The sequence below is a fragment of the Roseburia sp. 1XD42-34 genome, from assembly GCF_009917385.1.
In the GTDB taxonomy this organism is placed as follows: Bacteria; Bacillota; Bacilli; order Bacillales; family Amphibacillaceae; genus Virgibacillus.
In genome coordinates, this window is record NZ_QWLJ01000005.1 from 78,342 (window position 1) to 101,826 (window position 23,485).

Annotated in this window: 28 protein-coding genes; 10 read left to right on the forward strand and 18 right to left on the reverse strand. The window is 36.1% G+C overall.

Annotated elements, in window-relative coordinates; genetic code table 11:
* Window positions 1-2 precede the first annotated feature (2 nt).
* On the reverse strand, window positions 3-521 hold the full coding sequence (locus tag D1839_RS03755) for a YqeG family HAD IIIA-type phosphatase (protein ID WP_120378609.1): 519 nt from the start codon (window positions 519-521) through the stop codon (window positions 3-5).
* Window positions 522-1,376: 855 nt separating this feature from the next.
* Between D1839_RS03755 and D1839_RS03760 the strand changes: the two genes are divergently transcribed.
* The 7 genes from D1839_RS03760 (at window position 1,377) to mnhG (ending at window position 7,218) form a co-directional block, all read left to right on the forward strand.
* Window positions 1,377-1,523, forward strand: coding sequence for a sporulation histidine kinase inhibitor Sda (locus D1839_RS03760; protein WP_050353135.1), 147 nt, complete (start codon window positions 1,377-1,379; stop codon window positions 1,521-1,523).
* 415 nt (window positions 1,524-1,938) lie between these two features.
* A complete protein-coding gene (locus D1839_RS03765) occupies window positions 1,939-4,254 on the forward strand; it encodes a Na+/H+ antiporter subunit A (RefSeq protein ID WP_120378608.1) in 2,316 nt (771 codons plus the stop codon).
* A 2-nt stretch (window positions 4,255-4,256) separates the two neighbouring features.
* On the forward strand, window positions 4,257-4,595 hold the full coding sequence (locus D1839_RS03770; RefSeq protein ID WP_120378607.1) for a Na(+)/H(+) antiporter subunit C: 339 nt from the start codon (window positions 4,257-4,259) through the stop codon (window positions 4,593-4,595).
* Window positions 4,588-6,069 carry a Na+/H+ antiporter subunit D gene (locus D1839_RS03775; RefSeq protein ID WP_120378606.1) on the forward strand — a complete coding sequence of 494 codons (1,482 nt, stop codon included), beginning with the start codon at window positions 4,588-4,590 and terminating at the stop codon, window positions 6,067-6,069. The genes D1839_RS03770 and D1839_RS03775 overlap by 8 nt, the downstream gene beginning before the upstream one ends.
* Before the next feature lie 6 nt (window positions 6,070-6,075).
* Entirely contained in the window at window positions 6,076-6,552 is a 477-nt protein-coding gene (locus tag D1839_RS03780) for a Na+/H+ antiporter subunit E (protein WP_120378605.1), read from the forward strand.
* Complete coding sequence (locus D1839_RS03785) at window positions 6,549-6,860, forward strand: Na(+)/H(+) antiporter subunit F1 (RefSeq protein ID WP_050353140.1); 312 nt, start codon at window positions 6,549-6,551, stop codon at window positions 6,858-6,860. Before D1839_RS03780 ends, D1839_RS03785 begins: the two co-directional genes overlap by 4 nt.
* Window positions 6,841-7,218 (forward strand): monovalent cation/H(+) antiporter subunit G, encoded by a 378-nt coding sequence (mnhG, locus tag D1839_RS03790; protein ID WP_050353141.1) that lies wholly within the window; start codon window positions 6,841-6,843, stop codon window positions 7,216-7,218. Before D1839_RS03785 ends, mnhG begins: the two co-directional genes overlap by 20 nt.
* 106 nt (window positions 7,219-7,324) lie before the next feature.
* Here the strand turns inward: mnhG and D1839_RS03795 are convergent, their stop codons facing one another.
* The 3 genes from D1839_RS03795 to murQ form a co-directional block, all read right to left on the reverse strand.
* The gene (locus D1839_RS03795) at window positions 7,325-8,401 is read right to left on the reverse strand and encodes a DUF871 domain-containing protein (protein WP_120378604.1); all 1,077 of its coding nucleotides are present in this window, start codon (window positions 8,399-8,401) and stop codon (window positions 7,325-7,327) included.
* 88 nt (window positions 8,402-8,489) lie between these two features.
* Window positions 8,490-9,869 (reverse strand): PTS transporter subunit EIIC, encoded by a 1,380-nt coding sequence (locus D1839_RS03800; RefSeq protein ID WP_120378603.1) that lies wholly within the window; start codon window positions 9,867-9,869, stop codon window positions 8,490-8,492.
* Window positions 9,866-10,771, reverse strand: coding sequence for an N-acetylmuramic acid 6-phosphate etherase (gene murQ, locus D1839_RS03805; protein WP_120378602.1), 906 nt, complete (start codon window positions 10,769-10,771; stop codon window positions 9,866-9,868). The genes D1839_RS03800 and murQ overlap by 4 nt, the downstream gene beginning before the upstream one ends.
* A 642-nt stretch (window positions 10,772-11,413) precedes the next feature.
* Between murQ and sigK the strand changes: the two genes are divergently transcribed.
* Window positions 11,414-12,118 (forward strand): RNA polymerase sporulation sigma factor SigK, encoded by a 705-nt coding sequence (gene sigK, locus D1839_RS03810; protein ID WP_072740894.1) that lies wholly within the window; start codon window positions 11,414-11,416, stop codon window positions 12,116-12,118.
* 58 nt (window positions 12,119-12,176) lie between these two features.
* On the opposite strand, the gene D1839_RS03815 is transcribed toward sigK, so the two are convergent.
* On the reverse strand, window positions 12,177-12,461 hold the full coding sequence (locus D1839_RS03815; RefSeq protein ID WP_442970604.1) for an ATP-binding protein: 285 nt from the start codon (window positions 12,459-12,461) through the stop codon (window positions 12,177-12,179).
* Between the two features lie 202 nt (window positions 12,462-12,663).
* Entirely contained in the window at window positions 12,664-12,810 is a 147-nt protein-coding gene (locus tag D1839_RS03820) for a hypothetical protein (protein ID WP_166554435.1), read from the reverse strand.
* Window positions 12,811-12,978: 168 nt separating this feature from the next.
* On the opposite strand from D1839_RS03820, the gene D1839_RS03825 reads away from it, so the two are divergent.
* Complete coding sequence (locus D1839_RS03825; RefSeq protein ID WP_120378601.1) at window positions 12,979-13,242, forward strand: hypothetical protein; 264 nt, start codon at window positions 12,979-12,981, stop codon at window positions 13,240-13,242.
* A 340-nt stretch (window positions 13,243-13,582) separates the two neighbouring features.
* Here D1839_RS03825 and D1839_RS03830 read toward each other — a convergent pair whose 3' ends face one another.
* Together D1839_RS03830 and D1839_RS03835 are read right to left on the reverse strand one after the other, a co-directional pair.
* Entirely contained in the window at window positions 13,583-14,818 is a 1,236-nt protein-coding gene (locus D1839_RS03830) for a peptidoglycan recognition protein family protein (RefSeq protein WP_199689933.1), read from the reverse strand.
* 1 nt (window position 14,819) lies between these two features.
* Entirely contained in the window at window positions 14,820-15,047 is a 228-nt protein-coding gene (locus D1839_RS03835) for a phage holin (RefSeq protein WP_120378600.1), read from the reverse strand.
* A gap of 476 nt (window positions 15,048-15,523) precedes the next feature.
* Here D1839_RS03835 and D1839_RS03840 point away from each other — a divergent pair, with 476 nt between their 5' ends.
* The gene (locus D1839_RS03840) at window positions 15,524-15,928 is read left to right on the forward strand and encodes a hypothetical protein (RefSeq protein ID WP_120378599.1); all 405 of its coding nucleotides are present in this window, start codon (window positions 15,524-15,526) and stop codon (window positions 15,926-15,928) included.
* A 394-nt stretch (window positions 15,929-16,322) separates the two neighbouring features.
* On the opposite strand, the gene D1839_RS03845 is transcribed toward D1839_RS03840, so the two are convergent.
* From D1839_RS03845 to D1839_RS03890, 10 genes are all read right to left on the reverse strand, one after another.
* Complete coding sequence (locus tag D1839_RS03845; RefSeq protein ID WP_120378598.1) at window positions 16,323-16,553, reverse strand: YrhC family protein; 231 nt, start codon at window positions 16,551-16,553, stop codon at window positions 16,323-16,325.
* A 468-nt stretch (window positions 16,554-17,021) separates the two neighbouring features.
* Window positions 17,022-17,711 (reverse strand): 5'-methylthioadenosine/S-adenosylhomocysteine nucleosidase, encoded by a 690-nt coding sequence (gene mtnN / locus D1839_RS03850; protein ID WP_120378597.1) that lies wholly within the window; start codon window positions 17,709-17,711, stop codon window positions 17,022-17,024.
* Window positions 17,712-17,735: 24 nt separating this feature from the next.
* A complete protein-coding gene (locus D1839_RS03855; protein ID WP_120378596.1) occupies window positions 17,736-18,428 on the reverse strand; it encodes a YrrS family protein in 693 nt (230 codons plus the stop codon).
* Window positions 18,429-19,056: 628 nt separating this feature from the next.
* On the reverse strand, window positions 19,057-19,533 hold the full coding sequence (gene greA, locus D1839_RS03860; protein WP_120378595.1) for a transcription elongation factor GreA: 477 nt from the start codon (window positions 19,531-19,533) through the stop codon (window positions 19,057-19,059).
* A 274-nt stretch (window positions 19,534-19,807) separates the two neighbouring features.
* Complete coding sequence (gene udk, locus D1839_RS03865; RefSeq protein WP_120378594.1) at window positions 19,808-20,440, reverse strand: uridine kinase; 633 nt, start codon at window positions 20,438-20,440, stop codon at window positions 19,808-19,810.
* 17 nt (window positions 20,441-20,457) lie between these two features.
* Complete coding sequence (locus D1839_RS03870; protein WP_120378593.1) at window positions 20,458-21,096, reverse strand: O-methyltransferase; 639 nt, start codon at window positions 21,094-21,096, stop codon at window positions 20,458-20,460.
* Window positions 21,097-21,170: 74 nt separating this feature from the next.
* Window positions 21,171-22,286 (reverse strand): endolytic transglycosylase MltG, encoded by a 1,116-nt coding sequence (gene mltG / locus D1839_RS03875; RefSeq protein WP_120378592.1) that lies wholly within the window; start codon window positions 22,284-22,286, stop codon window positions 21,171-21,173.
* 123 nt (window positions 22,287-22,409) lie between these two features.
* Entirely contained in the window at window positions 22,410-22,691 is a 282-nt protein-coding gene (locus D1839_RS03880; RefSeq protein ID WP_120378591.1) for a DUF1292 domain-containing protein, read from the reverse strand.
* Window positions 22,692-22,703: 12 nt separating this feature from the next.
* Window positions 22,704-23,117: a Holliday junction resolvase RuvX gene (ruvX, locus tag D1839_RS03885; RefSeq protein ID WP_120378590.1), complete on the reverse strand. Its 414-nt coding sequence runs from the start codon at window positions 23,115-23,117 to the stop codon at window positions 22,704-22,706.
* Window positions 23,114-23,383, reverse strand: coding sequence for an IreB family regulatory phosphoprotein (locus D1839_RS03890; RefSeq protein ID WP_120378589.1), 270 nt, complete (start codon window positions 23,381-23,383; stop codon window positions 23,114-23,116). Before D1839_RS03890 ends, ruvX begins: the two co-directional genes overlap by 4 nt.
* Window positions 23,384-23,485 lie beyond the last annotated feature (102 nt).

The window sequence follows — 23,485 nt, forward strand, 5'->3', positions numbered from 1 at the left end:
GGTTATTTTTCCTCCCAGTTTATTTTTCCTTTTTTTCGCATATAAGCAAGTATGCGCCGTTCAATTTTACGGTTAATCTTGGTTATTTTTCCATCCGTCTCTACGATTGGAACGACCAAAATAGTATAAAATCCTGCCGTATTACCACCAAGCACATCGGTTAAAATTTGGTCACCAATCACAACAATTTCTTCTTTCTTTAAATTCATTTGTTTTGCAGTTGTTTTAAATGCTTTGATCAGCGGTTTACGTGCACTGAATACAAACGGTGTATCCAATGGCTCTGAGAACACACTTACTCGCTCTCTATTATTGTTTGATATTATGGTAACTTTGATGCCATGCTCTTTCATGGATTTAAACCATTGCACCACTTCCGAAGTAGCTTCCTTTACATCCCAGGCGACCAAAGTATTATCCAAATCGGTGATAATACCTTTTATGCCTTTTTCCTTCAATGCCTCAGGGTGTATTTCAAATATACTTTTTACTTGCTCGTCTGGCAAAAATCTCTTTAACACACTTCCACCTCATTATTCTTTTGTTCAATTGTATCAAGTGAATCTTCCACCGCGGGTTTTTCATTCATCCCCACCGATCGTTCGTAGCCCAAGGGTATGACCTAAAGGTCGCTTACGAAGTAGGGCATTTAGGTACTGTTATCTCCACTTAGACTTGTTGCATATAGATTATTATCCAACTCCTGAAGTGGGAGTCTTACAGCACCTTATATTGGGATAAAAAGATAACTTAAATGCGTATCGTATCATATCTCACAATAAATTAATTTGTAATTCTACATCACCTTTTCCGCTTATACAGTACAGTATGGAAAAACGTCTCTTTTGCATTATTCTCGTTTAACCTGTCAATACAAGAATACAATTATAACCTAATCCTATAACAACTTGCTATATTAATAAAGGAAATTTTATTCATCCCTACGAATCCCTACCAACTAACGGAAAGCAATTTTGTTAACTAGTTTAGATTTGTCATATTCATCCACTTTTTGTTATTTTACCAATAAGTCTATTAGTTTAAAGCGGTCAATAGGTTACTGCTGATTCGACACATTTTAAGTCGTCTATCAGCAATTTTCTGCATCCATGATTTAAGTCTAGGAGAACTATGTAGATTTACCTAGTATTATTATATAAATCGTTCGACAAATAGTTTCATTTTTTTCATTGTGGATAACTTTATTAACAATTTTCGAGTTGATTTAACCGAGTTTATAGCACTTTTATATCATTTGTACACAAGTTATCTACAATGCACTGTAGATAACTTGCGCCTTGTCCTACTCCTAGGTTCATGGTAAATTATTAGTAACTTTATTACAGAAGATTTCCACTTTTAGGGGGGCTGTATTTATGGAACATTTGTCCGACGAATTATTACTCGAATCATACATTACAGCAAATGAATTAAATTTAAGCCCTGATTTTCTCTCCTTAATTGAAGAAGAAATTCATAGAAGACAATTGTCACATAAAATAAAAGATACAAAATCAGGTTGATGAATCACCCATTATATTAAATATGAAGAAACTCAAAAACCCTTTACGAATTTATGATATCTAAGGGTTTTTTATTTTTATTGGTCATGTATTGTGTTAGAATATTCTTGGGTAAAGCTTCACATACTTTTGTGTGAAAGCTGGTTGCAGATATGATTTTTCTTTTTTGCTAATACCATTTGTTGACCCTAAGAAGAAGTTATTTCCCCCGAAGGATATTGTACCACAATGAACCGTTCTCTTAATTCATTGCTATGAAATCATAAATCACGCATAAAAATAACAACAAATGATTATTTATCCTAGCTATGACGGGACGTCTACATCAACAGTCGTAGTACCTGTCTAGATTCACGCAATAAAAAACATTATAATAGTAAACCGTTTCAGTTGGTGAAGGAGGAATTCCAATCAAATGATATTCGCAGTACTCATTCCACTGCTTATTGCATGTTTTATTCCTGCATTAAGTAAATTGAAAGAAAAACTACATACAGGGATCTTTGTTTTTTTTATACCTTTTTTGATTTTCTTATACTTCGTTTCTTTTATTGGCAACGATTTTACACCAATCAAGGAAAAATACAGTTGGATCCCATCCTTAGGAATTAACTTTGATTTGTACCTGGATGGTTTAAGTTTGTTATTTGTGTTGTTAATTAGCGGAATTGGTTCATTGGTAGTACTCTACTCCATCTATTATCTTGACAAATCAGAGCGTCTTGGACATTTTTATGTTTATCTGCTCATGTTTATGAGTGCGATGCTTGGTGTAGTATTATCGGATAATATTTTTGTGCTATACACTTTTTGGGAATTAACATCGATATCTTCGTTTTTATTAATAGGTTATTGGCATTTCAAAGAGCGCTCACGCTACGGCGCTTTAAAATCAATGCTCATTACTGTATTTGGCGGACTTAGCATGTTAGGTGGCTTTATCTTATTGTATGTAGTCACAGGTACAACGAGCATACAACAAATGATTGGCCAAGTAGATCTTATCTTAAACAGCACTTATTTGCCTCTCATATTAGGCTTTATTTTACTAGGTGCGTTCACAAAATCTGCTCAATTTCCATTTCATATTTGGTTACCGGACGCAATGGAAGCTCCAACACCTGTCAGTGCCTATCTGCATTCTGCTACGATGGTAAAGGCTGGGCTCTTCCTTGTAGCACGCTTTTCGCCAATTTTTTCAGGATATGAAGGTTTCTTTATCGTCGTAAGCGTGTTTGGTATTGTAACATTATGTTGGGGAGCTTATATGTCAGTAAGGCAAACAGACTTAAAGGCTATTTTAGCTTTTTCTACCATTAGTCAGCTTGGGATGATTATGGCAATGCTAGGATTCGGCACAAAAGCCGCTGTCTTTGCAGCTGTCTTTCACATTTTAAACCATGCTACTTTCAAGGGTAGCCTGTTCATGGTAGCTGGTATCGTCGATCATGAAACAGGTACACGAGACATTCGTAAGCTTGGTGGACTTGCTACATTAATGCCAATTACAGCTACATTAGCCATTTTCGGAACCTTTTCTATGGCTGGAGTTCCATTTCCATTTCTTAATGGCTACTACAGTAAAGAATTGTTTTTCGATTCAACACTAGGGTTAGGCTCTGACTTTTGGAGTCAAGCAATCCCATATCTAGCTGTACTCGGAAGTATTTTTACGTTTGTTTATTCCATGTATCTATTTTTCGGTACTTTTACTGGCAAGAAACAGTTGGATCAACTGCCAAAAAAACCACATGAAGCTCCAATTGGAATGCTCATATCTCCCATGATTTTAGTGGTTGGAGTCGTCATTTTTGGGCTGTTCCCAAATATCGTCAATGCCTCCTTTTTACAACATGCAGCTACTGCGATTAACAGTACTGTAGTGTATAAAGAAATTACTTTCTGGCATGGGTTTATTACACCATTCAAAATGTCTTTAGCGGTCGTTGGATTTGGAACAGTATTGTTTTTAACGCGAAAAAAATGGCAGTCCGTTTATCAAGTCTTGCCTGGTAAAGTAAGCTTTAATCATGTTTACGATGCGATCGTAAACAAAATTGGCACTGTCGCAAATCGAATTACGAACTACTACATGACCGGTTCGTTAAAAACATATATGTCGTTAATTCTTGGAACAACGCTTATTGTTTCATTGCTATTTATGTACCTAACAAATGGATTTGCGTTTAATACAGACCAACTTGCTGAGGTGACATTTATAGAGGTTGCAGTTGTTCTCATTATGATTGTTGCGGCAATTGCTACTATTTACATGAACCATAATGTAGCAGCTATTTTAGTAGTTGGGGTCGTTGGTTTCGGTGTAGCTATTCTATTTGTCATTTACCGTGCTCCAGATATTGCTTTAACTCAATTGGTTATTGAAACAATCACTGTCGCACTTTTCTTACTCTGTTTTTACCATTTACCTAAATTGCGTAAATCGACGGATTCAGCTAAAACCAAAGTTATGAATGCAACCATCTCGATTGGATTCGGTGCTTTAGTTACTTTAGTAGCAATCTCGGCACATAGCAGTAGGTGGTTTGAATCGATAGCGGATTATTTTGTAGAAAATTCAAAAGAAATGGGCGGCGGTTATAATATCGTAAACGTTATTTTAGTTGATTTCCGTGGCTTAGATACATTGTTTGAAATCTCTGTTTTAGGTATTGCAGCTTTAGCCATTGTTGGCCTCATTAAATACAGAAAGAATAAGGAGGCAGAGTAAACATGGAAATAATCACAGCTATATTAGCGGGTATATTGTTTGCTACTGCAATTTACAATATGTTGCAAAAACAATTACTACGAATTGTTATAGGTACTGCTTTACTTTCACATGGTGCACACATTTTCATTTTTACAATGGGAAGATTAAAAACTGGTCAGCCACCTATCTTGATTGACGGAATCGAAAGCTATACGGATCCATTGCCTCAGGCTTTAATTCTGACGTCTATTGTGATTAGTTTTGGTGTAACCAGTTTACTCTTAGTATTAGCTTACAGATCCACGCAAGAAAATGGAACGGACAATATGGAACAATTGAGGGGTAACGAAAATGAGTAATTTAGCAATACTGCCAATCATCATCCCATTAATAGCAGCTATCGTGCTTATTTTTTTCAATAAGCGTGTTCACATTTCCAGAGTGTTGGCGAAGCTGTTTTCCATTATTAGCTTAGGAACAGCGGGCTACATCACCTGGTATGTACTTGAACACGGTTCCGTGATCTTGGAAACAGGAGACTGGATTGCTCCTTACGGGATCGTTTTAGTCATGGATGGCTTAGCTGCAATATTAGTATTAACAACAAATGTTATTACAACTGCATGTGCCTTTTACGCACCACACGCCGGCTTAGAAAGAAGAGAACGTTTTTACTTCTATCCATTTTTCTTTTTCCTTATCACTGGAGTTTCCGGTGCATTTATAACAGGTGATTTGTTTAACCTGTTTGTATTCTTTGAGGTACTATTAATGGCTTCCTACGGTCTAATTGTATTAGGCGGCGAAAAGGTTCAGTTAAGAGAATCACTTAAATACTTGTTAATTAACCTATTTTCATCCATGCTATTTGTTACGACCGTCGCCTTTTTATATGCGGTTGTTGGTACCGTCAATATGGCGCAAATTGCTGAGCGGGTTCAAGAAGTGGAACAGCAAGGTATTATTACAACAATTGGGATTTTACTGTTTTTTGTTTTTGCGACAAAGGCAGCACTATTTCCGCTCTACTACTGGTTACCGAAGTCATATATCGTCCCTAACCCTGTTATTTCTGCTTTGTTCGGTGCTCTATTGACAAAAGTAGGGATTTACTCTATTTTACGAGTGTTTTCACTCATATTTGTCCATCGAACAGATTTAACCCATGAAATGTTTATCTGGATAGCAGGCTTGTCCATGATATTCGGAGTAATTGGAGCGTTGTCTACGTCAAATATTAAACTAATCATCGCTTATAACATCATTCCAGCCATTGGATTTATCCTATTAGGAATTGGTGTTTTGAATGACTCTGGAATTAGCGGCTCTATTTATTATCTTGTTAACGATATGATTATTAAAACAGCGCTATTTTTATTAGTTGGCATTATCTCCTATGTGGCCGGAACCTCTGATTTACGCAAAATGGGCGGACTTATTCATTACTATCCATCATTAGGGTGGCTGTTGTTTTTATCAGCTGCCGTGTTAGCTGGACTTCCTCCCTTCAGTGGATTTATAGGCAAATTGTTATTGCTTAAGGGAGCTTTTGAGCAAGGGGAAATAGCCATCGTTATTATTGGCTTATTAACCAGTCTGCTCATCCTTTATTCGATTGTTAAAATATTTATAAACGGCTTCTGGGGCGATAAAGAAACCATGGGGAATATAGAAAAGAAGCCGATCAAAGGCTTGTTGACACCGGTTTTTGCTCTATTAGCTCTAGCTGTTTTGCTAGGAGTTGGGGCAGAATTATTTTATCCAAGTATCGAGTCTATAGCAGCTTATTTACTTGACCCGGAAATCTATATCGATTCTGTGCTAAAGGAGTAATGAATAATGGCTTTTCAGATCGTAATTAATTTAATTATCGCCTTTATGTGGATGTTCTTAGGAGAGTCCTATTCTGTTTCCAGCTTCATTGCTGGATATATATTGGGTATATTACTTTTGTTTCTATTACGCAGGTTTGTACCTGACACGTTTTATTTACAGCGGGTTATAAAAATTATCAGCTTGATTTTACTATTTATTAAAGAGCTGATTTCTTCTAATATTGAAATTGTCAAGCTCGTTTACACACCAAAACCCGATTTTGAACCAGGTATATTTACGTTTCCAACCGAACTTAAGAGTAATTGGGAAATTACGCTGCTGGCAAATTTAATTACCTTGACTCCAGGAACATTATCCGTTGCAGTCTCTCGTGATAACACAAAATTGTTCATTCATGCAATGGATATTAATGACAGTGGTGAGTCCATTCAGTCTATTAAAAATACGTTTGAAAAAGCGATCATGGAGGTGACAAGATGACGAATATATTAACAGCAACTGACAATATATTACAGATAACCCTCATGATCTCATTTATCGGCATAGCACTATCCCTAGCCCTCTTGCTATACCGTGTCATTACCGGGCCTACACAACCGGAGCGAGCTGTTGCACTTGATGCAATTGGCATTAATTTAATGGGGCTTGCTGGCCTTATGTCTATCTATTTGGTAACTACAAAACTAAATGACGTCATTTTGCTCATTGGAATTCTTGCATTTCTCTCAACGCTTGCAATTGCAAAATACCTAGAAAAGGGTGTTATCATTGATAGAGACGTGGATTAACATTGTTTTAAATCTTTTAGTTGCGTTATTTGTTTTAGCTGGTACATTCTTTATATTGTCTGCGTCTATTGGCGTTGTTCGTTTTCCAGATGTATATACAAAATTACACGCTGCGACAAAAGCGTCTACGTTAGGGATTGCTTTTATCCTAATCGGGGCTTTTACGTATTTGTATTTAGAGCATTCTATTGTTAGTGGTAAGTTACTATTAGCGATTGTATTTATCATGTTAACTGCTCCTGTTGGTGCTCACATGATGGGTAGAGCTGCACATACATCTGGGGTAAAACCGTATTTAAAAAACCGTAATGATGAATATGAACATGCTGTAAAAGTATATAAAAAGAAAAATCAATAATGTAACTTTTATTCAAAGTTTAGAAAAAGCAATGGCTACCTCTAGAAGGACTGCATTGCTTTTTTCTTATTTGAATATATTTGCTGGAGCTTTATCAATTACTAAACTAAACCCACCGAATCGTAAATTTTTGTCCGCCCTCTACCCACCTTAATAGCATTAAGTCCTCTGGAACTATTCTTCCAATTACATTTACGCGCTTATCTTTCGGTAAATCTCTAGTGGTTATTTGTATTTCTCCTTGATATCGCTTATAGCGACGATTATCAATCGTAATCGATCCTACTGGACGTTCAGAGCAATTTACAGCAGGAATTTGTAATGCTCCCACGGAAGCGTAATGTCTGGATTCAACCGAACGGATACAATCACGCGCACGATCAACCCGGTTAGTATGCGTCCCTTTAACTAGGTTTAACTCTGTTTGCGATACTCCTGTACTCCGTACAGCATGGAGAAGAATTTCGTCTCTTTGATAAGCTGAAAACTGCTCTAATACTTTCATACTAGCCCCGCTATCCCCGATTAGAATTTTATCCACGTTTCCTTTATTGACAAGATCCAAGTATGCTGCAAAGGGAGAAACAAATCGGTGTGCTTCTAATGTCGGCAGTGTTTCGTAAAGTGGTCCTCTTAGTGCCTCATCGCCAGGAATAAATGCCATGATCGTCAATCCTGCTTCTTTTAACCACTTATTTTGATTGAGAAAATCTTCCCATCCTAAACCAGTTTCTGGCCGTGGATAAAAATTATGCCACGCTTCAACCGAAGAAGTATCTAATCCTTTTAATATTAAATTATCTAAAAAAGCAGGAGTTAGTGTACTAGCATTTAATGCAATTTTCATTTGTTTTGATAAACGTACAATGGTATCTTCATCCACGCCGTAATCAACCCGTAATCCCGTTAACCCCCAAGTTAATAATTCGTAAGCTGTTTCCCAATCAAATCCTAATCCTGATAGAGAAGATGGTGAAATGTCTGCCATGAGCTCCATGTTCAACTCTTTTGCGAGATTCGCTAAAGCTTGTAGTTGATTTTTATATTTAGATGGATCATCTTCAGGAATATGTAATGATGTGAAAATGGAATGAAAACCGTTTGCTTTCATCTTTTTTATATAAGGATAAGCTGATTGCTCTACTAAATTTTGCGTTCCAATATAGACTGAAATACCTAACATATATATCATCCTTTATTGTATCGTTTTATTAATTACCAAGGGAAATTGGTAATATTGTTTCCCTTGGTAAAAATGAATAGACTACTATTTAAATATCTTTTGCCATCTCTTCTTTAAAGCCAAATAGATAAGTAAAGAGAAAGCCCCCAACATAGGAAATTACCAGGCCTAAAAAGTAAATTATATACTTTCCATCATCAATCAATGGAATAAGCGATAATCCTGATACCCCTATACCTTTAGCTGCAGTATGCATAATTGCCTGAAAACCACCACCTAGTGATGCGCCTAAGCAAGCTGTAATAAATGGTCGTCCTAAAGGTAACGTTACTCCATAAAGTAATGGCTCCCCAATACCTAAAAATCCTACAGGCAGACCGCCTTTAATAATATTTTGCAATCGTTTATTTTTTGTTTTTACATAAATGGCAATTGCTGCTCCTACTTGACCAGCTCCCGCCATTGCTAGGATGGTTAGTAATGCTGTATTATCAAAAGTATTCATAAGTTCTAAATGAATAGGCGTTAATCCATGATGTAAACCGACCATTACTAACGGAAGGAAGAATCCAGCTAATACTGCTCCAGCGATAAATCCACCCGCTTCAATTAATGAAGTTAATCCTTTTGTAATTCCATCTGATAATACTCCAGCTACTGGCATAATGGCATATAGTGAAGCAAGTCCTACGATTAATACGGTAATCAATGGAGTGAAAATAATATCCACTGCTGCTGGAATAATTTTTCGTACCCGTTTTTCAAGAAAGGTCATTAACCAAGCAGCAAAAATCACACCAAATAACCCTCCACGTCCAGGTATTAACGCTTCTCCATAGATCGTAATTTCAGCTAACATTGGGTTAAATAAAAACATCCCAGCGATTGCCCCCAACACGGGAGTACCACCAAACTCTTTTGCGGTGTTCCAGCCGACAAGGACTGCTAAATAGGTAAAAATAGCGCCTCCGAAGAGAAGTAAAATTTGCATTAAGGTTGTTTCAGGATCAGCACCTGCGTTTTTTGCGAAGTTGGCTCCTCCATTGATAATACCTGAAGCAACTAATCCTGGAATTAACGGAATAAAAATATTTCCTAAGCGCCGTAAAAAGTTTTTAAAAGGCGTTTTATTTTTTTGTTTTATTTGTTGTTTTTGAAGCGCTGCTTTTTCTTCAAACGTTAAATGATCTTCATCTGGTCCCTGTTCTTCTCCAATTCGTAATCCTGTTAATTGACTTAATTGGTCAGCCACGCGATTAACTGTTCCCGGACCCACCACTATTTGTAACGTATCATCGACAACAACACCCATGACACCGGTTACATTTTTCAAAGCATCTAAATCGGATTTACTATCATCTTTGAGCTTCAGCCGTAGACGTGTCATGCAATGGCTAATCTGTTGAATGTTTTCTTTTCCGCCTACTAATTCTAAAATGTCCTGCGCCATTTTGGCTTCCTTTTTCATTTCCCATCTTCCTCCTTATTTAGCGCTTTTCGAACAAATCCATTCGCCTGGAGAATCCTTTTTTGGGCTTCGTCATAGGAACATTGTAATAAAATCATGATAATGGCAATTTTCACATTATTATTCGAGCACTGTAAATATTCTTCAGCCACATCTGCAGATACCCCTGTCGCATCCATAATAATTCGTTTTGATCTGTCGACCAATTTTTTATTCGTTGCTTTTAAATCGACCATTAAATTTTGGTAGACTTTACCAATTCCAATCATTGCAGCTGTAGAAATCATATTTAGTACCATCTTTTGCGCAGATCCAGCTTTTAGCCTTGTCGAGCCCGTAATCACCTCTGGACCGGTTTCTAATTCAATTGCAACATCTGCGTATTTGCTCATTATCGCCTCCTTGTTACAAGCAATACTTACTGTATTTGCTTTTATTTTAGTAGCATATTTCAAAGCCCCTATAACATAAGGCGTTCTCCCACTAGCCGCAATTCCAATCACTGTATCCGCTTCTGTGATCTCCCTTTTCTGTAAATCTTTTTCACCTTTCTCAGCATCATCTTCTGCCCTTTCAACCGCCTGTAAAAAGGCTGTTTCACCACCCGCTATAATTCCTTGAACCATTTCCGGTGACACACCAAAAGTGGGTACACACTCTACAGCATCTAAGACACCTAGTCTTCCGCTAGTACCAGCACCAATATATATTAATCTTCCACCATTTTGAAAAGAGTTAATGACAAGATAAATCGCTTTTTCAATTTCTGAGATTTGCGTTTCTATAACGTTCGTAATTTTACTATCTTCCTGATTCATGATGGTTACAATATCCTTAATAGACATTGCATCGATATTGTAAGTGTTTTCATTCCTGGATTCAGTAGTCAATTTATCTAACATATATTTCTCCCTTCCTTCTATTCTTATTGTATCATCAAATGAAATAAAATAACAACAAAAAACGGTTTGATTGAAACCAAATTTCGAATTCTGCCATTTTCACATAATTTTATTACTAATTTTATTACTACTTGTATGCTCAACAGCTACAGAGCTCTACAGACCAATTAAAACTATCTGAAATGTAATGCTAACATGCAATCTCTTTCCGAATCGACATTGCAAGGCGGAGATCGCGAGTTTGTTTATTCCTCAGCGTCTGGCGTTTTACTAACTTTTTGGTGGTTATCAATTTCAACTGGAAATGAATACATTTCTTTGTTGTATTCTTCTAGCAACTTTTCTGTCATAGCAATATTCTTCTTCATTTTATGCAATATAGTTCTGTTTTATCATCGTCTTACTAAGGAAGTGAATGATTTTTAAGCTTAGAAGAGGTTAGGTTTAAATTTTTTTGGTATTTATTACATTATTTAACTTTAAATATCATTAGCCATAGCAGTTTTAATTAAACAACTTTTATCGAAAAGCAACTATATGAATTTAACAGAATTAGCGTCGGACAGACACTTTATTTCTTTGAGACACATAGAATTAACGTATGGGCTATTAACCATTGTGTACATCAAGGAGGAGATAAATTTGTCCGGCATTTTAAGCGCACTCGCTTTACTTATTAAAGAAGCGATGTTCTTTGTATCTTATGTAAAAAATCATGCTTTTCCCCAGCCTTTACCACCTGATGAAGAAAAAAAATATATCCAACAAATGCAGGACGGAAGCGAGACAGCACGCAATAAATTAATTGAACATAATCTCCGGCTCGTGGCACATATCGTTAAGAAATTTGAAAATACTGGTGAAGATGCCGAAGACCTTATTTCCATTGGAACAATCGGCTTAATTAAAGGCGTTGAAAGCTATTCCTCTGGAAAAGGAACAAAACTTGCTACTTATGCAGCTCGATGTATAGAGAATGAGATATTAATGCATTTACGTGCATTAAAGAAAGTTAAAAAGGATGTTTCGCTTCACGATCCAATTGGTCAAGATAAAGAAGGAAATGAGATTAGCCTGATTGATATTTTAGAAGCAGAAAACCAGAATATAATTGAATTTATTCAGTTAAATATGGAGATCGAAAAGATGGAAGATTACTTTGCAATTTTAGATAAGCGTGAGCGTGAAGTAATTGTTTATCGATATGGTTTAAACGATGAAAAAGAATTAACACAACGAGAAATTGCCAAAAAATTAAACATATCTAGAAGCTACGTTTCCCGAATTGAAAAACGAGCTTTAATGAAAGTATTTCATGAATATTACAGAAAAGAACATAGAAAGTAAAAAGAAAAAGGAGCTTAGGTTTTTGTTTAGCTCCTTTTTTCATTTGGGATATGCCCAATCAAAACCACCAGTGTGGTTTGCTCTGCGGCTGAAAACCGTTTTCTTTTCGCTCAATAAAACGTAAATTAGTAAAATTTAAAATTTGTTCTTTATTGATCGAGAGCTGAAAAGAAAAATCAAAATCTTTTACCTCTTTTAGAAATGCTGCAACCTTTACCATTGATTTAACCATATTAATTTCTTTCATATCGATTTCATAATCTGTTAACTTAATTAGCGTTTCCACAAATGCCATTTGATTATTATTCATAAAATCAATTGTTTCATCTAAGTGAATTATCATTCAACTTAATATATTATAAATTTTCTACAATATTTGTATAACTACTATTCATTTTTATATACCTCATTAATTGCTGATAAATTCTTCATTGCCAACTCTTCAATATTATCTTTATTACTAATCAGTAACATTAAAGACTACCCGCTTCTCTAAAATTGTCTACTATATAGGTACATACCGCTTCACTTATTTGTTCTATTGATTATCTTTCATTATTGTTCTCTTGTTGTTGTTCTGATGGTTCTTCGGTTGGATCTGGTTCATCTTCATCAACACCATTACATCCAAATAAGAATCCAAAAGATAAAACAGCAGCCAGAAGCCCTAAGTGATATCTTTTGGATTTCATTTTCATTCTCCTTTCTATGTTTTACCATTAGCATTACCAATTTTTCAATTTTTACTAATACAAATAGCCAATGGAAAATTGTTTCAGCATAAAATTATCGAAACAAACAATCCTAATACTGTTTAACTTCCTAAAAAATAATGGAAAATAAAAAGGATGGTGATTCTAATGAACAACAATAGAAATATGATGACTTCATTATTGACAATTGGTGCAGCCGGAGCGGTTATTTATGGCGTTACTAGAGGAATACGAAATGGAACATTTCAACAGTGGCAACAAAATATTTCTAATGCAATGAATAATTCACAGGTCCAACAATTAATGCAGCCTTTAAGTAACATGACAAATAACCAAGGTACGCAACCATTAACGTCTAACTCACAAAGCCAAACAAACAGCGGACAGCAATCAGATAATTACGCACTTTAGTTAAAAGTAAAGGATGGATAATATTTTTTAACCATCCTTTACATAAAGCAATATTTTTGTTAAAGAATATGTCTTCATGAAAAATAGTAGATCAAAGACTAGGATCTCTGAGGACCTTGAAAAAGAAAAACACTTTTCTGGGCGCGCGATTTGCCGATGGTAGTTTTTCTTATCCTCAGTCAAGCTGTAAAGCCTGCTGTGTTCAACATTAACAACCTGCAGTCACAAACGATGTGCTACTTCTACGTAAACTTCTTTGGAGTGTTACGGTCTCTACATTGAGATAAGTTTTTACAGACTACTTCTTGTTGTTTTGAGTTGTTTGGCAATACTTTTTTACTTATTTTACATCACTCTTATACACCCATGAATAAAGTTGTTTAAGCAACAAACGATCGTCATCTACCTGTTGAATAGTATAAGGCTTATTTTTATACCTCGACGGTATGCGCTCGCCAGTCACGTAATTAGTTGCGGATGATTTTATTTTGACACGTTGTCCGATATTAAATGATTTTGTCATACCGGAACTAGGTCTGTTGGATTTACCAGATACATGCGTTTTGTGTACCCATGAGTATATCTCTTTAAGCAGTACTTTGTTAGACTTTACCTGTTGCACCGTATAAATTTTATCTTTTTTGCTTTGAGGTATTTTTTCTCCAGTCACATAATGGTCAGCTGACTTACTCAAATACACTTTCTCGCCAACACGAATGGTGGTATTGTCGGATGGCTTAGCAGTTGTGCTATCACTTTTAACGCTAACAAAACTAGGATGGGCCGTAATATAATATATATTGCCATTGCTATTTTTCACTCGGTACATTGGAGATCCGTTTACCAAAAGCTTATTATCTATAACCCAACCATAGCCAGGTTTAAAAGTACCACTTGGATTGTCCCACCTTGGGCTATCATAATAGTTTATATTAGCATGGTAATTGTTTTCCACACGCCTTCCTTTTAGATCAGTGCCTACAATTCTTACACCTTGTGGTTTGGGAGGCTTAGAGGGTCTAGGTGCTTGTCCGCTGTCAGGGCTCCATTTTAGATAGTATTCATAAACGTCTGCAATAAATTCAGCCCATGAAATGCCGTTAGGCTCTAACCAACTTTGTGGATCACTCCTACGACTTGGATCTAACGTTTGATGAGCTACAATATCTTTTTTAGGATTCAATCCAAACTTTTTACATAAATAAGCATGGTACCAAACATAACGATCATAGGCTTTGTTAAAATCACCAGTACGGCAAAGCTCTATCCCTATTGCAATATCATTTGCATCGTCACCATACAACTGATTATCTTTTGGCGTTTTATATTGAACGTGCCAAGCCTTTTCATAGGGTGGAATGATCTCTAAAATCTTCGTATCATCAATAAACGTATGGGCAGATGCTTCAAAGGTTATGCTTTGAAAGTAATTATAGTGCGCATCAGCATCTGCATTATTGTTAGCTGTTTCGTGAGCAACTAGAAACTGTACCCCTAGATTTTTTAGTCTAGGTCTTGCACTTTTATTACTAACATACCGACGTTCAATGGAATATTGATCTTTCATTTTAGACATATTATTTCATTCCTCTATCTTTCAAAAATTGTTCATTTTGCTGGGCTTTTTTAGTAACAGGATTGTCTTTCCACCAAGCCCATACAGCTATAACTACAGTTATTATTGCAGACACACCTTGATAAATTTCTTCTTCAGAAAACGGTAGTGGGTTCCACCCCATTGTTATCAATGCTTGGTTTACAAGTAATATCCCCAATACTACTAACCTTACGATAGCTTGCTTCATATAATCCCTCCTTCATATAAGATATTAAAAAAACGACTTGCCCGTTTGGACTAGTCGTTTAACTAAGTTTTACTAAAAAGAAACTGCTTAATGAAAAATATCTTAAAGAAACGAGAATAAAGGAAAATTTAAAACTATATAGCAACATTTGTAAACTCAACCATATCATATCAAGTTAACCTAGTATTATTAAGTACTTGCAGGTACAACTAAATTAGATATAATTAATAGCGTAAAGTAAACATGGCATCGTACTTCTTGTTTTATATCAACTTTTGCGTGTATTTAGTAGAATCAGGTATTGGCTTCCCACGCATTATATGGTTATAAGAAATAGCGTATGTAGTTCGGTATTACCACACTTCTTCCTTGTTAGTTGCTATGAATAGGGTAGCCGATATACTCTTTTTTCCGTTTATTTTATTTCCTCATGTAAATTAGCTTTTGTTATAAACACTGGAAATAGGTGACTTTTTATGAATGACACAATTAAAAAGAAGATTATTGCCATTAATTTAACAAGCTTTTTCTTCATATGGCTACTAATTTTTCTGGCAGGTGCTGATAAACCGCCACCAATTGGATTTTTGTGGGTGGTTGGATTACTTATTGGTTTAGACATTATACTGTGCTTTTATTTAAAATCCTTTCTATCTCGATTAAAGTCGCGAAAAAAAGGGATATTTTTTATTCATATGGTTTACTTTTTTGTCGGTGGTATGGTGCTAAGTCTAGTTACCATTCTACTGAAACCAAGTTATTTGGACATGGGGCTTTTAAATATTTCATTTTGGATGATAAGTATAATTTGTGTAGCAATGATTAACGGAATATGCTGTTATCTATTGAATCTGATTCTTTTACGCCTATTTCAACAATAATAACACTAATAGAACTCTATTCTAAATATTTGCATAAGGTACAAATTGTGACTTTTTCACAGGTCTGTTTAGCCGTTTCTACTTTTTAAAAGAAACGGCTTTTTTCATTCATAAAACAAATAAACTATTCATCAATAGGCTTTTTCTCCTATCTTCCACTTAAAGAGATAAAATATCAAATTCGCTTGAAAGCGAAAAGTTTTCCTATATGTCACGGTTACTGTTTCGACATGTTGTCCATCCCTCGGATTAGGCAACTAGGTGCCGTTTTCCCATACTTAAATCAGTTTTTATATTAACTCAAGCGTTTGGGAAGTGCTTCTTACGCCACTTTGCATAGCAAATGCATTTCATTATTTATTGAAAACAGTTAAAAACGCTAAGCAAATCTGCATTAGCGTTCATCTAAAAGTTTTTTTATCCTACGTTGTTGATAATGAAGCCAAAAACCAACACTTAAAGCAACGAGTGTTAAACCAATTAGAGCGACTCCATCTTCTGATGGGCGCAAATACGTATTAATAATAGCACCCAGAAATAAATACATGGACAAAATAAGCAATACACCAATAAAGCGCTGGTAATCTGTATATTTATATTGTAATTGTTTTTGTTTATCATCCATGATCGTATTACCTCCTAATTTCCTATCCCTATCCTAACATAAATAACTAGGTTCATAAGTAGGTAATTCATGGATACAAATCCAAAGCATGTGCGATCTATAAAGTGAATCTTCAATCAGTGGAGATTATCTCTCTTCACCCACTGATTGTTACCACAAGGGGGCGACCTGAATCGGGGCTTTAGGTGTCAACTTAATTTTGTCCAGATCAAATTTCAAATTCTTGAACTAGGGTCTACAACGCCTTTTTACGGGTTAAAGGAATCATGCCACTTAAACGGGTGTATGCCGTCTGGGCAGCGAGCTTGTTTCGGCCTTCCTCTTAGTAACGAACCGATGAGGCCTTATCGGTTCGTTACTAAAGTCTCATCGTTGCTGGGCGATGAAGCCGGACGGGGCTATTCGCTTATTTGGTTATTCCCAAGCACCTCATTCTTATCTTTTAGAAAATCTATTATATTAGACCTTTTAGTTTACTTGGATAAACTTCATAATCATAGTTGCAGCGTTCGTTGCAGCGGTTTTTAAAAATGAGTCAAATGAAACAGAAGCCTCTTTCCCCGCAATATCCGATAGCGCTCGGATGATAACAAAAGGGGTACCATATTGATAGCATACTTGCGCAACCGCTGCTGCTTCCATTTCTGCAGCAATCATCGTTGGAAATTTGTTACGAACAAATTGTACACGTTCAGGGTCAGCCATAAACGAATCGCCTGTTGCAATAATCCCCTTTTTATATTGTATACCAAGCTCGTTCATAATGCTTGCTACTTTTGCAACCAAATTCACATCAGCATCATACATCGCGGGCATTTGAGGTACTTGGCCATAAGCATAGTCAAACGCAGTTGCATCTACATCATGATGAACAACTTGCGTAGAAATAACAACATTCCCCACTTCTAAGTCCTTGGCAAAGCCTCCAGCAGAGCCAGTATTAATAATGTATTCCGGAGCAAAACGTTCATGTAGAATGGTAGTTGCCATGGCAGCATTTACTTTCCCAATGCCTGATTTCAGTAAGACAACTTCCTTATCCCCCAGCAATCCTTGTATAAATAAACAATTCGCTACTTCTAGCTCTTTTTTTTCATGCATTGAATCCTTTAATAGAGCAACTTCTTCATCCATTGCTCCAATTATTCCTATAGTCATACAGCTGCCTCCAAATCTATCTGGTTAGTTAATAATAACTTGCTTTAGTTGTTCTACTTTTGTTGGCTTCCATCCTTGTTCATCTACCCACGTTAAATAAACACGATAAATTTGTGAATTATCTTTATTAGAAATAGTCGCTTCTACTTTTTGCTGGTCTCCGCCGTTTCCTACCCAATGTGTAACCATGCTGCTCTCATCCAAGCCGGTAACCTCTGCAGCCGCTGTTGCTATTTCTTTTCTATCTTGTGAACCTTCATCATAATTGGTGGTATGCGGTCCTTCTTGTTCTGTTCCAATTGGCTTCCAATCGGCCGTATAAGCTTTTACGACATTATCATTCGAAGGCTCTACTTGTTCCGTTTCAACCGCTGCATTTCCTTCAGAGCCTGATTGCTCTTCATCTGAAGATTGTTTTTCATCTGCTTCTAATTCATTTTCCGCTGCTTTGTCTTTGTCATCATTTTCTTCGATTCTGGTGAATTGATCCTCATTTTCTCCATCTTCAGCTTCTGATGATTTTTCATCTGCTTCCGTTTGTGCATTAGGTTCCTGGCTGTCATCTTTTGCTGCATCCTCATCGTCCCCAAACAACCAAACTCCTAGCAGGATAATAAGTAAAACTGCACCTACAACAAGTAAAATTGATATAGATTTTGTATTTTTTCTTCGTTTTTCAAATTTATCTACTCGGGAAACTCTATCAAAATCACTCATTACTTCTGCCCTCCTATAATTACCCTACTATCATATCATATTTACTATAAGAATTTATATGCTAAGTGTATAACAATTATTTTGCAAAATACAACTATCCATGTAATGACAGCATCTTGTTATTTTGAGAAACCTGTCTGCAAAAATGAAGAATCAATTCGTATAGATTTCCCACGAATTTGCCCCCACCTTAATTTCCTTATCCCTATCAATGGTATGTAGTTTTCCTTGGTCCCCATTAAAAGACTTCATTCTTTAACTTAAAAAGAACAATCCTATCCACGTAGACATTATCTTAGGCGGACACTTTATCCATATTCTTGTAATATTCTTCTTTTCAGACGCACGGAGTATTTTTACATGCTTTTAACCATTACAGTTACAAAGGCTTTTCATTCGGAACAAAGGCGCAGAGCGCCCGGTTAGCAACGTAGCGACTGGAACGAAGCAACGAAAGTTTTAGGATTCATGCTCCTGCAACAGGAGTATGTCGACGCCTGAGCGGCAAGCCCGTTTTTAGTCGGCCTTCCTCTTAGCAACGAACGGATGAGGCCTTATCGGAGGGCGCGTTTCTAAAGTCCTTTCAAAAAAAGATAGCGAACTTAAGTTCACTATCTTTTTAACCAGCTTATTTTACGTCGATTATTTTAACATAAATTTCGCCACCAGGTGTCACTACAGAAACTTCAGAGCCAACTTCTTGCCCAATTAAGCTTTGGGCCATTGGTGAATCATTTGAAATTTTACCCTCAAATGGATCTGCTTCTGCACTTCCAACAATGGTGTATGTTTCTTTATCCCCATCTGGAAGCTCCTGAAAAGTTACAGATTTACCCAGAGAAACCATATTGGGGTTTTGGTCATCATTTTCTATAATTACTGCATTACGAATCATTTTTTCCACTTGCGCAATGCGAGACTCAACAAAAGCCTGCTCGTCTTTTGCAGCATCATACTCAGAGTTTTCGGAAAGGTCCCCGAAATCTCGAGCTACTTTTATTCGTTCAACAACTTCTTGACGTCGTTCTGTTTTTAAATAATGCAATTCTTGTTCTAATTTTTCTTTCCCCTCTTGCGTCATATAATAACTTTTTTCTACAGCCATTTTAAACACTCCTTCTTCTTACTTCAATATATCGCTGCCATGCCAATTTTACTTGGCATGTATCATCTTTAGAATATGTTCAAAATCATGGTTCTGCTTTTGTACCTCACTGCGAAACATTCGCTACATGATAGATTATTATTTATTTTTCATTAACCTTTTATTTTTGAACACATACTAACAGGAGCTCGAATGTAAGCGCTCCATTTTCTTAAAATATACTAACCATTACTATGGCAGAATTCAAATGATTTTTCAATACTTTTATTGAAATTTATTCTTTATGTTTAAGAAGTATATTTTCAATTTTGGTTGCCATGATGTCAATAGCAACATGGTTTTGACCACCTTCAGGGATAATTATATCGGCATACCGCTTACTCGGTTCGATAAATTGCAAATGGGATGGTCTTACTTTATGAACATATTGTTCAATAACAGCATCCAGTGTTCTTCCACGTTCTTTAATATCTCTTATCAGTCTACGGATAATCCGTAAATCAGCATCTGTATCCACAAAAACTTTAATATCCATTAAATTACGCAGCCGCGGATCTTCAAGGATTAATATTCCTTCAAGAATGATCACATCTTTAGGCTCTACATGGATCACCTCTTGTGAGCGTGTGTGAAGTTTATAGTCATAAACAGGTTTGTTTATTTGCTGACCTTCTAATAAATCATTTAAATGCTGAACGAGCAATTCATTATCAAAAGCTAAGGGATGGTCATAATTCGTATTTAGACGTTCTTCAAAAGGGAGATGACTTTGATCTTTATAATAATAATCTTGTTCAATAACTAAAATGGTTTGGTCTGAAAAGCGCTGGCAAATAGATCGTGTTACAGAGGTTTTTCCGCTTCCACTTCCTCCTGCTACGCCAATCACTACTGGTTGGTTATGCATCGATTGGTTACTCCCTTCTAACTATGTTTCATGCTAATCGCTATTCCGTCCCCTATAGGCACTATAGACGTTGTAAATAATGGATGTTGCATGAGCCAATGATTATAATCATTTATCTTTTCCACCATTTTCTTATATCTGGATGGAGCTATATGTGGCTGGGCGACATATCCACGAAATAAAACATTATCTGTAATGATGATGCCTTCATTTGCTAATAAAGGGGTAACAAGTTCGAAAAAACGACGATACTGGCTTTTGGCAGCGTCGATGAATATTACATCAAAAAATGCTTCGTTTTGCAAGTTTTTTAGCATTTCCAAAGCATCTCCCAATAGGATTTTTATCTGTTTTTCAGCACCAAGGGTACGTATATTCAGTATTGCTTCTTGATATCTTTGTTCGTCTCTTTCCATGGTAACAATCTCTGCATCAGGTGCAGCTTCAAGCATTCTTAGAGCAGAGTATCCGATAGCTGTACCAATCTCTAATATCCGTTTAGGTTGTTTTAATCGAATTATCTGTTGGACAAAGTGCATGCTCACTGGCTCCATAATGGGCACGCGGTCTTTTTTCGCCCCCTGCTCAATTAGGTCTATAAAAGAAGTTCGTTTTGGAATCATATTTACTAAGTAATCCATACTATTGTCTTTCATCATGATCTCCTTCATATTCTGTAAACTGGAGTAATCCCCCTTTCAAATAGATCGGGGGATAAAAAAGGTTGGATTTAATTGATATGTTTTTGCTTATTCTTATTATGCTGTTCCAATGTTTCTGCATAATATATGTTCCCATTTTTATCATGCAAGAAATATAGATAGTCTGACTCTTCAGGTTCAAGCGCAGCTACTAGGGAGTTCTCTGAGAAATTCCCAATTGGACCGACAGGGAGCCCTTCTACATAATACGTATTGTAAGGAGATTCAATTTCTAAATCTTCATAAAGGACACGTTTTTTATGCTTTCCTTGTGCATATAATACAGTAGGGTCAGTTTGAAGCTTCATCCCCTCTTCAAGACGATTGGCAAATACCCCAGCAATTTTCTTGCGTTGATCTTTTGCACCAGATTCTTTTTCAATAACAGAAGCAAATGTTACAGCTTCATGGACAGTATAATCTTTTTGTTTGATTTCATCCAAATATTTGGATAGTACGCTTTCGGTCTTTTTCATCATTTCATCGACAACTGTCTCAACACTCGGTTTTTCTTCAAAAAATTCATACGTAGCAGCAAACAGATAACCTTCTAGTGGTGTGCGTATCTCTGGATTTAATATATCCTCTGACAATATGGAAGGATAACGCTCCATCAATGTATGAATATAGTCCGGATCGTTTACTTTTTTAAGAAACTCTTCTTTTGTAAAAGGCAATTGCTTTGCATATATTTCTGCTAATTCATCGATTGTTTTTCCTTCAGGTATGGTAACGGTATGTACAGGCTCTGCCATTAACTTACCACTTTTTAATGAATCGACAACCTCACTTAATTCCATCGCAGGGCTAAACGTATAGTCTCCGGCCTGGAAATTCGAATCATTGTTAAATTTAATGTAAAAGCGAAATACAAGCGCATTCTTAACCACACCATTCTCTTCCAATATATTTGCAATATTAGAAGAGGAGGAACCGATTGGTATCGTTACTTTAATTTCTTCATTACTATTAGGATTAACTGGCTCTAAAGCAGATTTAACATATAAGTAACCTGAAATAACTCCAATTACTAATATAATCAGTAGCGTAATAATAATAATTGCTACAAATTTGCGAACAGTTTTGGCTTCTTCACTGCGAGCCATGAGGTTGTCCCTAAATTTACTATTTTTCTGCTTGGACATCTATCTTCCCTCCTCATCCGCTATATTATACTAAAACTTGCTAATGGATGCCATCATTTTTATAAAAAAGAAAAAAGCTAACGTCAAAATATGACATTAGCTTATAAATTTTTTACATTCTTATTACGCTTCATTTTCCTGTTCTGCTAACGTGTTTAACATTTCTTCAACGATTTCCCACTCTTCGTCTGATTCAATTGGGAACAGGGATAAATCATCCTCATCCTTTTCCTCATATCGAAATGCATAAACTTCCACTTCTTCTTCCTCAGATTGTTCAACAGGGGTTACAGCAATGTACGATTGGTTCATGTCATCCACATCAAATGTAAATAAAACCTCAAAAAGATGCTCTTCCCCGTTCTCATCAGGAATAATAATTCGTTCTTTTTCTTCTAGTGCCATTGTTCCACTCCTTTATTTTTGGTCGAGGTAACCTTGTAAAATCATGACAGCTGCCATTTTATCAACGACTTGCTTGCGCTTTTTTCTGCTAACATCTGCTTCTAACAATACTCTTTCAGCAGCCATTGTTGTTAAACGCTCATCCCAAAGTTCTGCGGGGATTTTTAGTTTTTTTTCAATATGTTTTGCAAAGGTGATCGATGCTTCCCCGCGCTCACCAATCGTTCCATTCATATTTTTCGGTAACCCGACAATAGCTTTCCCCACTTCATGCTCGGTTATGATTTTTGTTAAAGCTTCATCAGCAGAAGTTAAATCATTTTCATTCCACTTAATAGTAGTAATCCCCTGCGCGGTCCAACCTAAAGCGTCACTAACAGCAACACCAATTGTTTTGGACCCTACATCCAGTCCCATTATTTTCATTTGTCCTCCTGCTGCTGCTCTAAATAAAATTTAACCAGCTCTTCAATAACCTCATCGCGCTCCATTTTTCGAATTAAATTACGCGCGTTGTTATACCTTGGGATATAGGCAGGGTCTCCGGACAGCAAATAACCAACAATTTGGTTTATTGGGTTATAACCCTTTTCTTGTAGAGCTCCATGTACTTTAAAAAGTATTTCTTTAATATCCTTATCAAAAGGTTCTTCCGAAAAATTAAATTTCATAGTTTTGTCAATTGAACTCATTATGACACCTCGATTTTGGAATCATTATCTAGGAATACGAAATTATCCGATATGCTTCTTCTATTATAGTAACATGTTTAAACGATGAATTATATCTTTTTT

Excerpts from the sequence above, each read along its gene's own strand:
- D1839_RS03760 (WP_050353135.1), top strand. The coding sequence starts at position 1,377 with ATGGAACATTTGTCCGACGAATTATTACTCGAATCATACATTACAGCA.
- D1839_RS03765 (WP_120378608.1), top strand. The coding sequence starts at position 1,939 with ATGATATTCGCAGTACTCATTCCACTGCTTATTGCATGTTTTATTCCT.
- D1839_RS03770 (WP_120378607.1), top strand. The coding sequence starts at position 4,257 with ATGGAAATAATCACAGCTATATTAGCGGGTATATTGTTTGCTACTGCA.
- D1839_RS03775 (WP_120378606.1), top strand. The coding sequence starts at position 4,588 with ATGAGTAATTTAGCAATACTGCCAATCATCATCCCATTAATAGCAGCT.
- D1839_RS03780 (WP_120378605.1), top strand. The coding sequence starts at position 6,076 with ATGGCTTTTCAGATCGTAATTAATTTAATTATCGCCTTTATGTGGATG.
- D1839_RS03785 (WP_050353140.1), top strand. The coding sequence starts at position 6,549 with ATGACGAATATATTAACAGCAACTGACAATATATTACAGATAACCCTC.
- D1839_RS03795 (WP_120378604.1), bottom strand. The coding sequence starts at position 8,401 with ATGTTAGGTATTTCAGTCTATATTGGAACGCAAAATTTAGTAGAGCAA.
- D1839_RS03800 (WP_120378603.1), bottom strand. The coding sequence starts at position 9,869 with ATGAAAAAGGAAGCCAAAATGGCGCAGGACATTTTAGAATTAGTAGGC.
- murQ (WP_120378602.1), bottom strand. The coding sequence starts at position 10,771 with ATGTTAGATAAATTGACTACTGAATCCAGGAATGAAAACACTTACAAT.
- D1839_RS03815 (WP_442970604.1), bottom strand. The coding sequence starts at position 12,461 with ATGATAATTCACTTAGATGAAACAATTGATTTTATGAATAATAATCAA.
- D1839_RS03820 (WP_166554435.1), bottom strand. The coding sequence starts at position 12,810 with ATGAAATCCAAAAGATATCACTTAGGGCTTCTGGCTGCTGTTTTATCT.
- D1839_RS03825 (WP_120378601.1), top strand. The coding sequence starts at position 12,979 with ATGAACAACAATAGAAATATGATGACTTCATTATTGACAATTGGTGCA.
- D1839_RS03830 (WP_199689933.1), bottom strand. The coding sequence starts at position 14,818 with ATGTCTAAAATGAAAGATCAATATTCCATTGAACGTCGGTATGTTAGT.
- D1839_RS03835 (WP_120378600.1), bottom strand. The coding sequence starts at position 15,047 with ATGAAGCAAGCTATCGTAAGGTTAGTAGTATTGGGGATATTACTTGTA.
- D1839_RS03840 (WP_120378599.1), top strand. The coding sequence starts at position 15,524 with ATGAATGACACAATTAAAAAGAAGATTATTGCCATTAATTTAACAAGC.
- D1839_RS03845 (WP_120378598.1), bottom strand. The coding sequence starts at position 16,553 with ATGGATGATAAACAAAAACAATTACAATATAAATATACAGATTACCAG.
- mtnN (WP_120378597.1), bottom strand. The coding sequence starts at position 17,711 with ATGACTATAGGAATAATTGGAGCAATGGATGAAGAAGTTGCTCTATTA.
- D1839_RS03855 (WP_120378596.1), bottom strand. The coding sequence starts at position 18,428 with ATGAGTGATTTTGATAGAGTTTCCCGAGTAGATAAATTTGAAAAACGA.
- greA (WP_120378595.1), bottom strand. The coding sequence starts at position 19,533 with ATGGCTGTAGAAAAAAGTTATTATATGACGCAAGAGGGGAAAGAAAAA.
- udk (WP_120378594.1), bottom strand. The coding sequence starts at position 20,440 with ATGCATAACCAACCAGTAGTGATTGGCGTAGCAGGAGGAAGTGGAAGC.
- D1839_RS03870 (WP_120378593.1), bottom strand. The coding sequence starts at position 21,096 with ATGAAAGACAATAGTATGGATTACTTAGTAAATATGATTCCAAAACGA.
- mltG (WP_120378592.1), bottom strand. The coding sequence starts at position 22,286 with ATGTCCAAGCAGAAAAATAGTAAATTTAGGGACAACCTCATGGCTCGC.
- D1839_RS03880 (WP_120378591.1), bottom strand. The coding sequence starts at position 22,691 with ATGGCACTAGAAGAAAAAGAACGAATTATTATTCCTGATGAGAACGGG.
- ruvX (WP_120378590.1), bottom strand. The coding sequence starts at position 23,117 with ATGAAAATAATGGGACTGGATGTAGGGTCCAAAACAATTGGTGTTGCT.
- D1839_RS03890 (WP_120378589.1), bottom strand. The coding sequence starts at position 23,383 with ATGAGTTCAATTGACAAAACTATGAAATTTAATTTTTCGGAAGAACCT.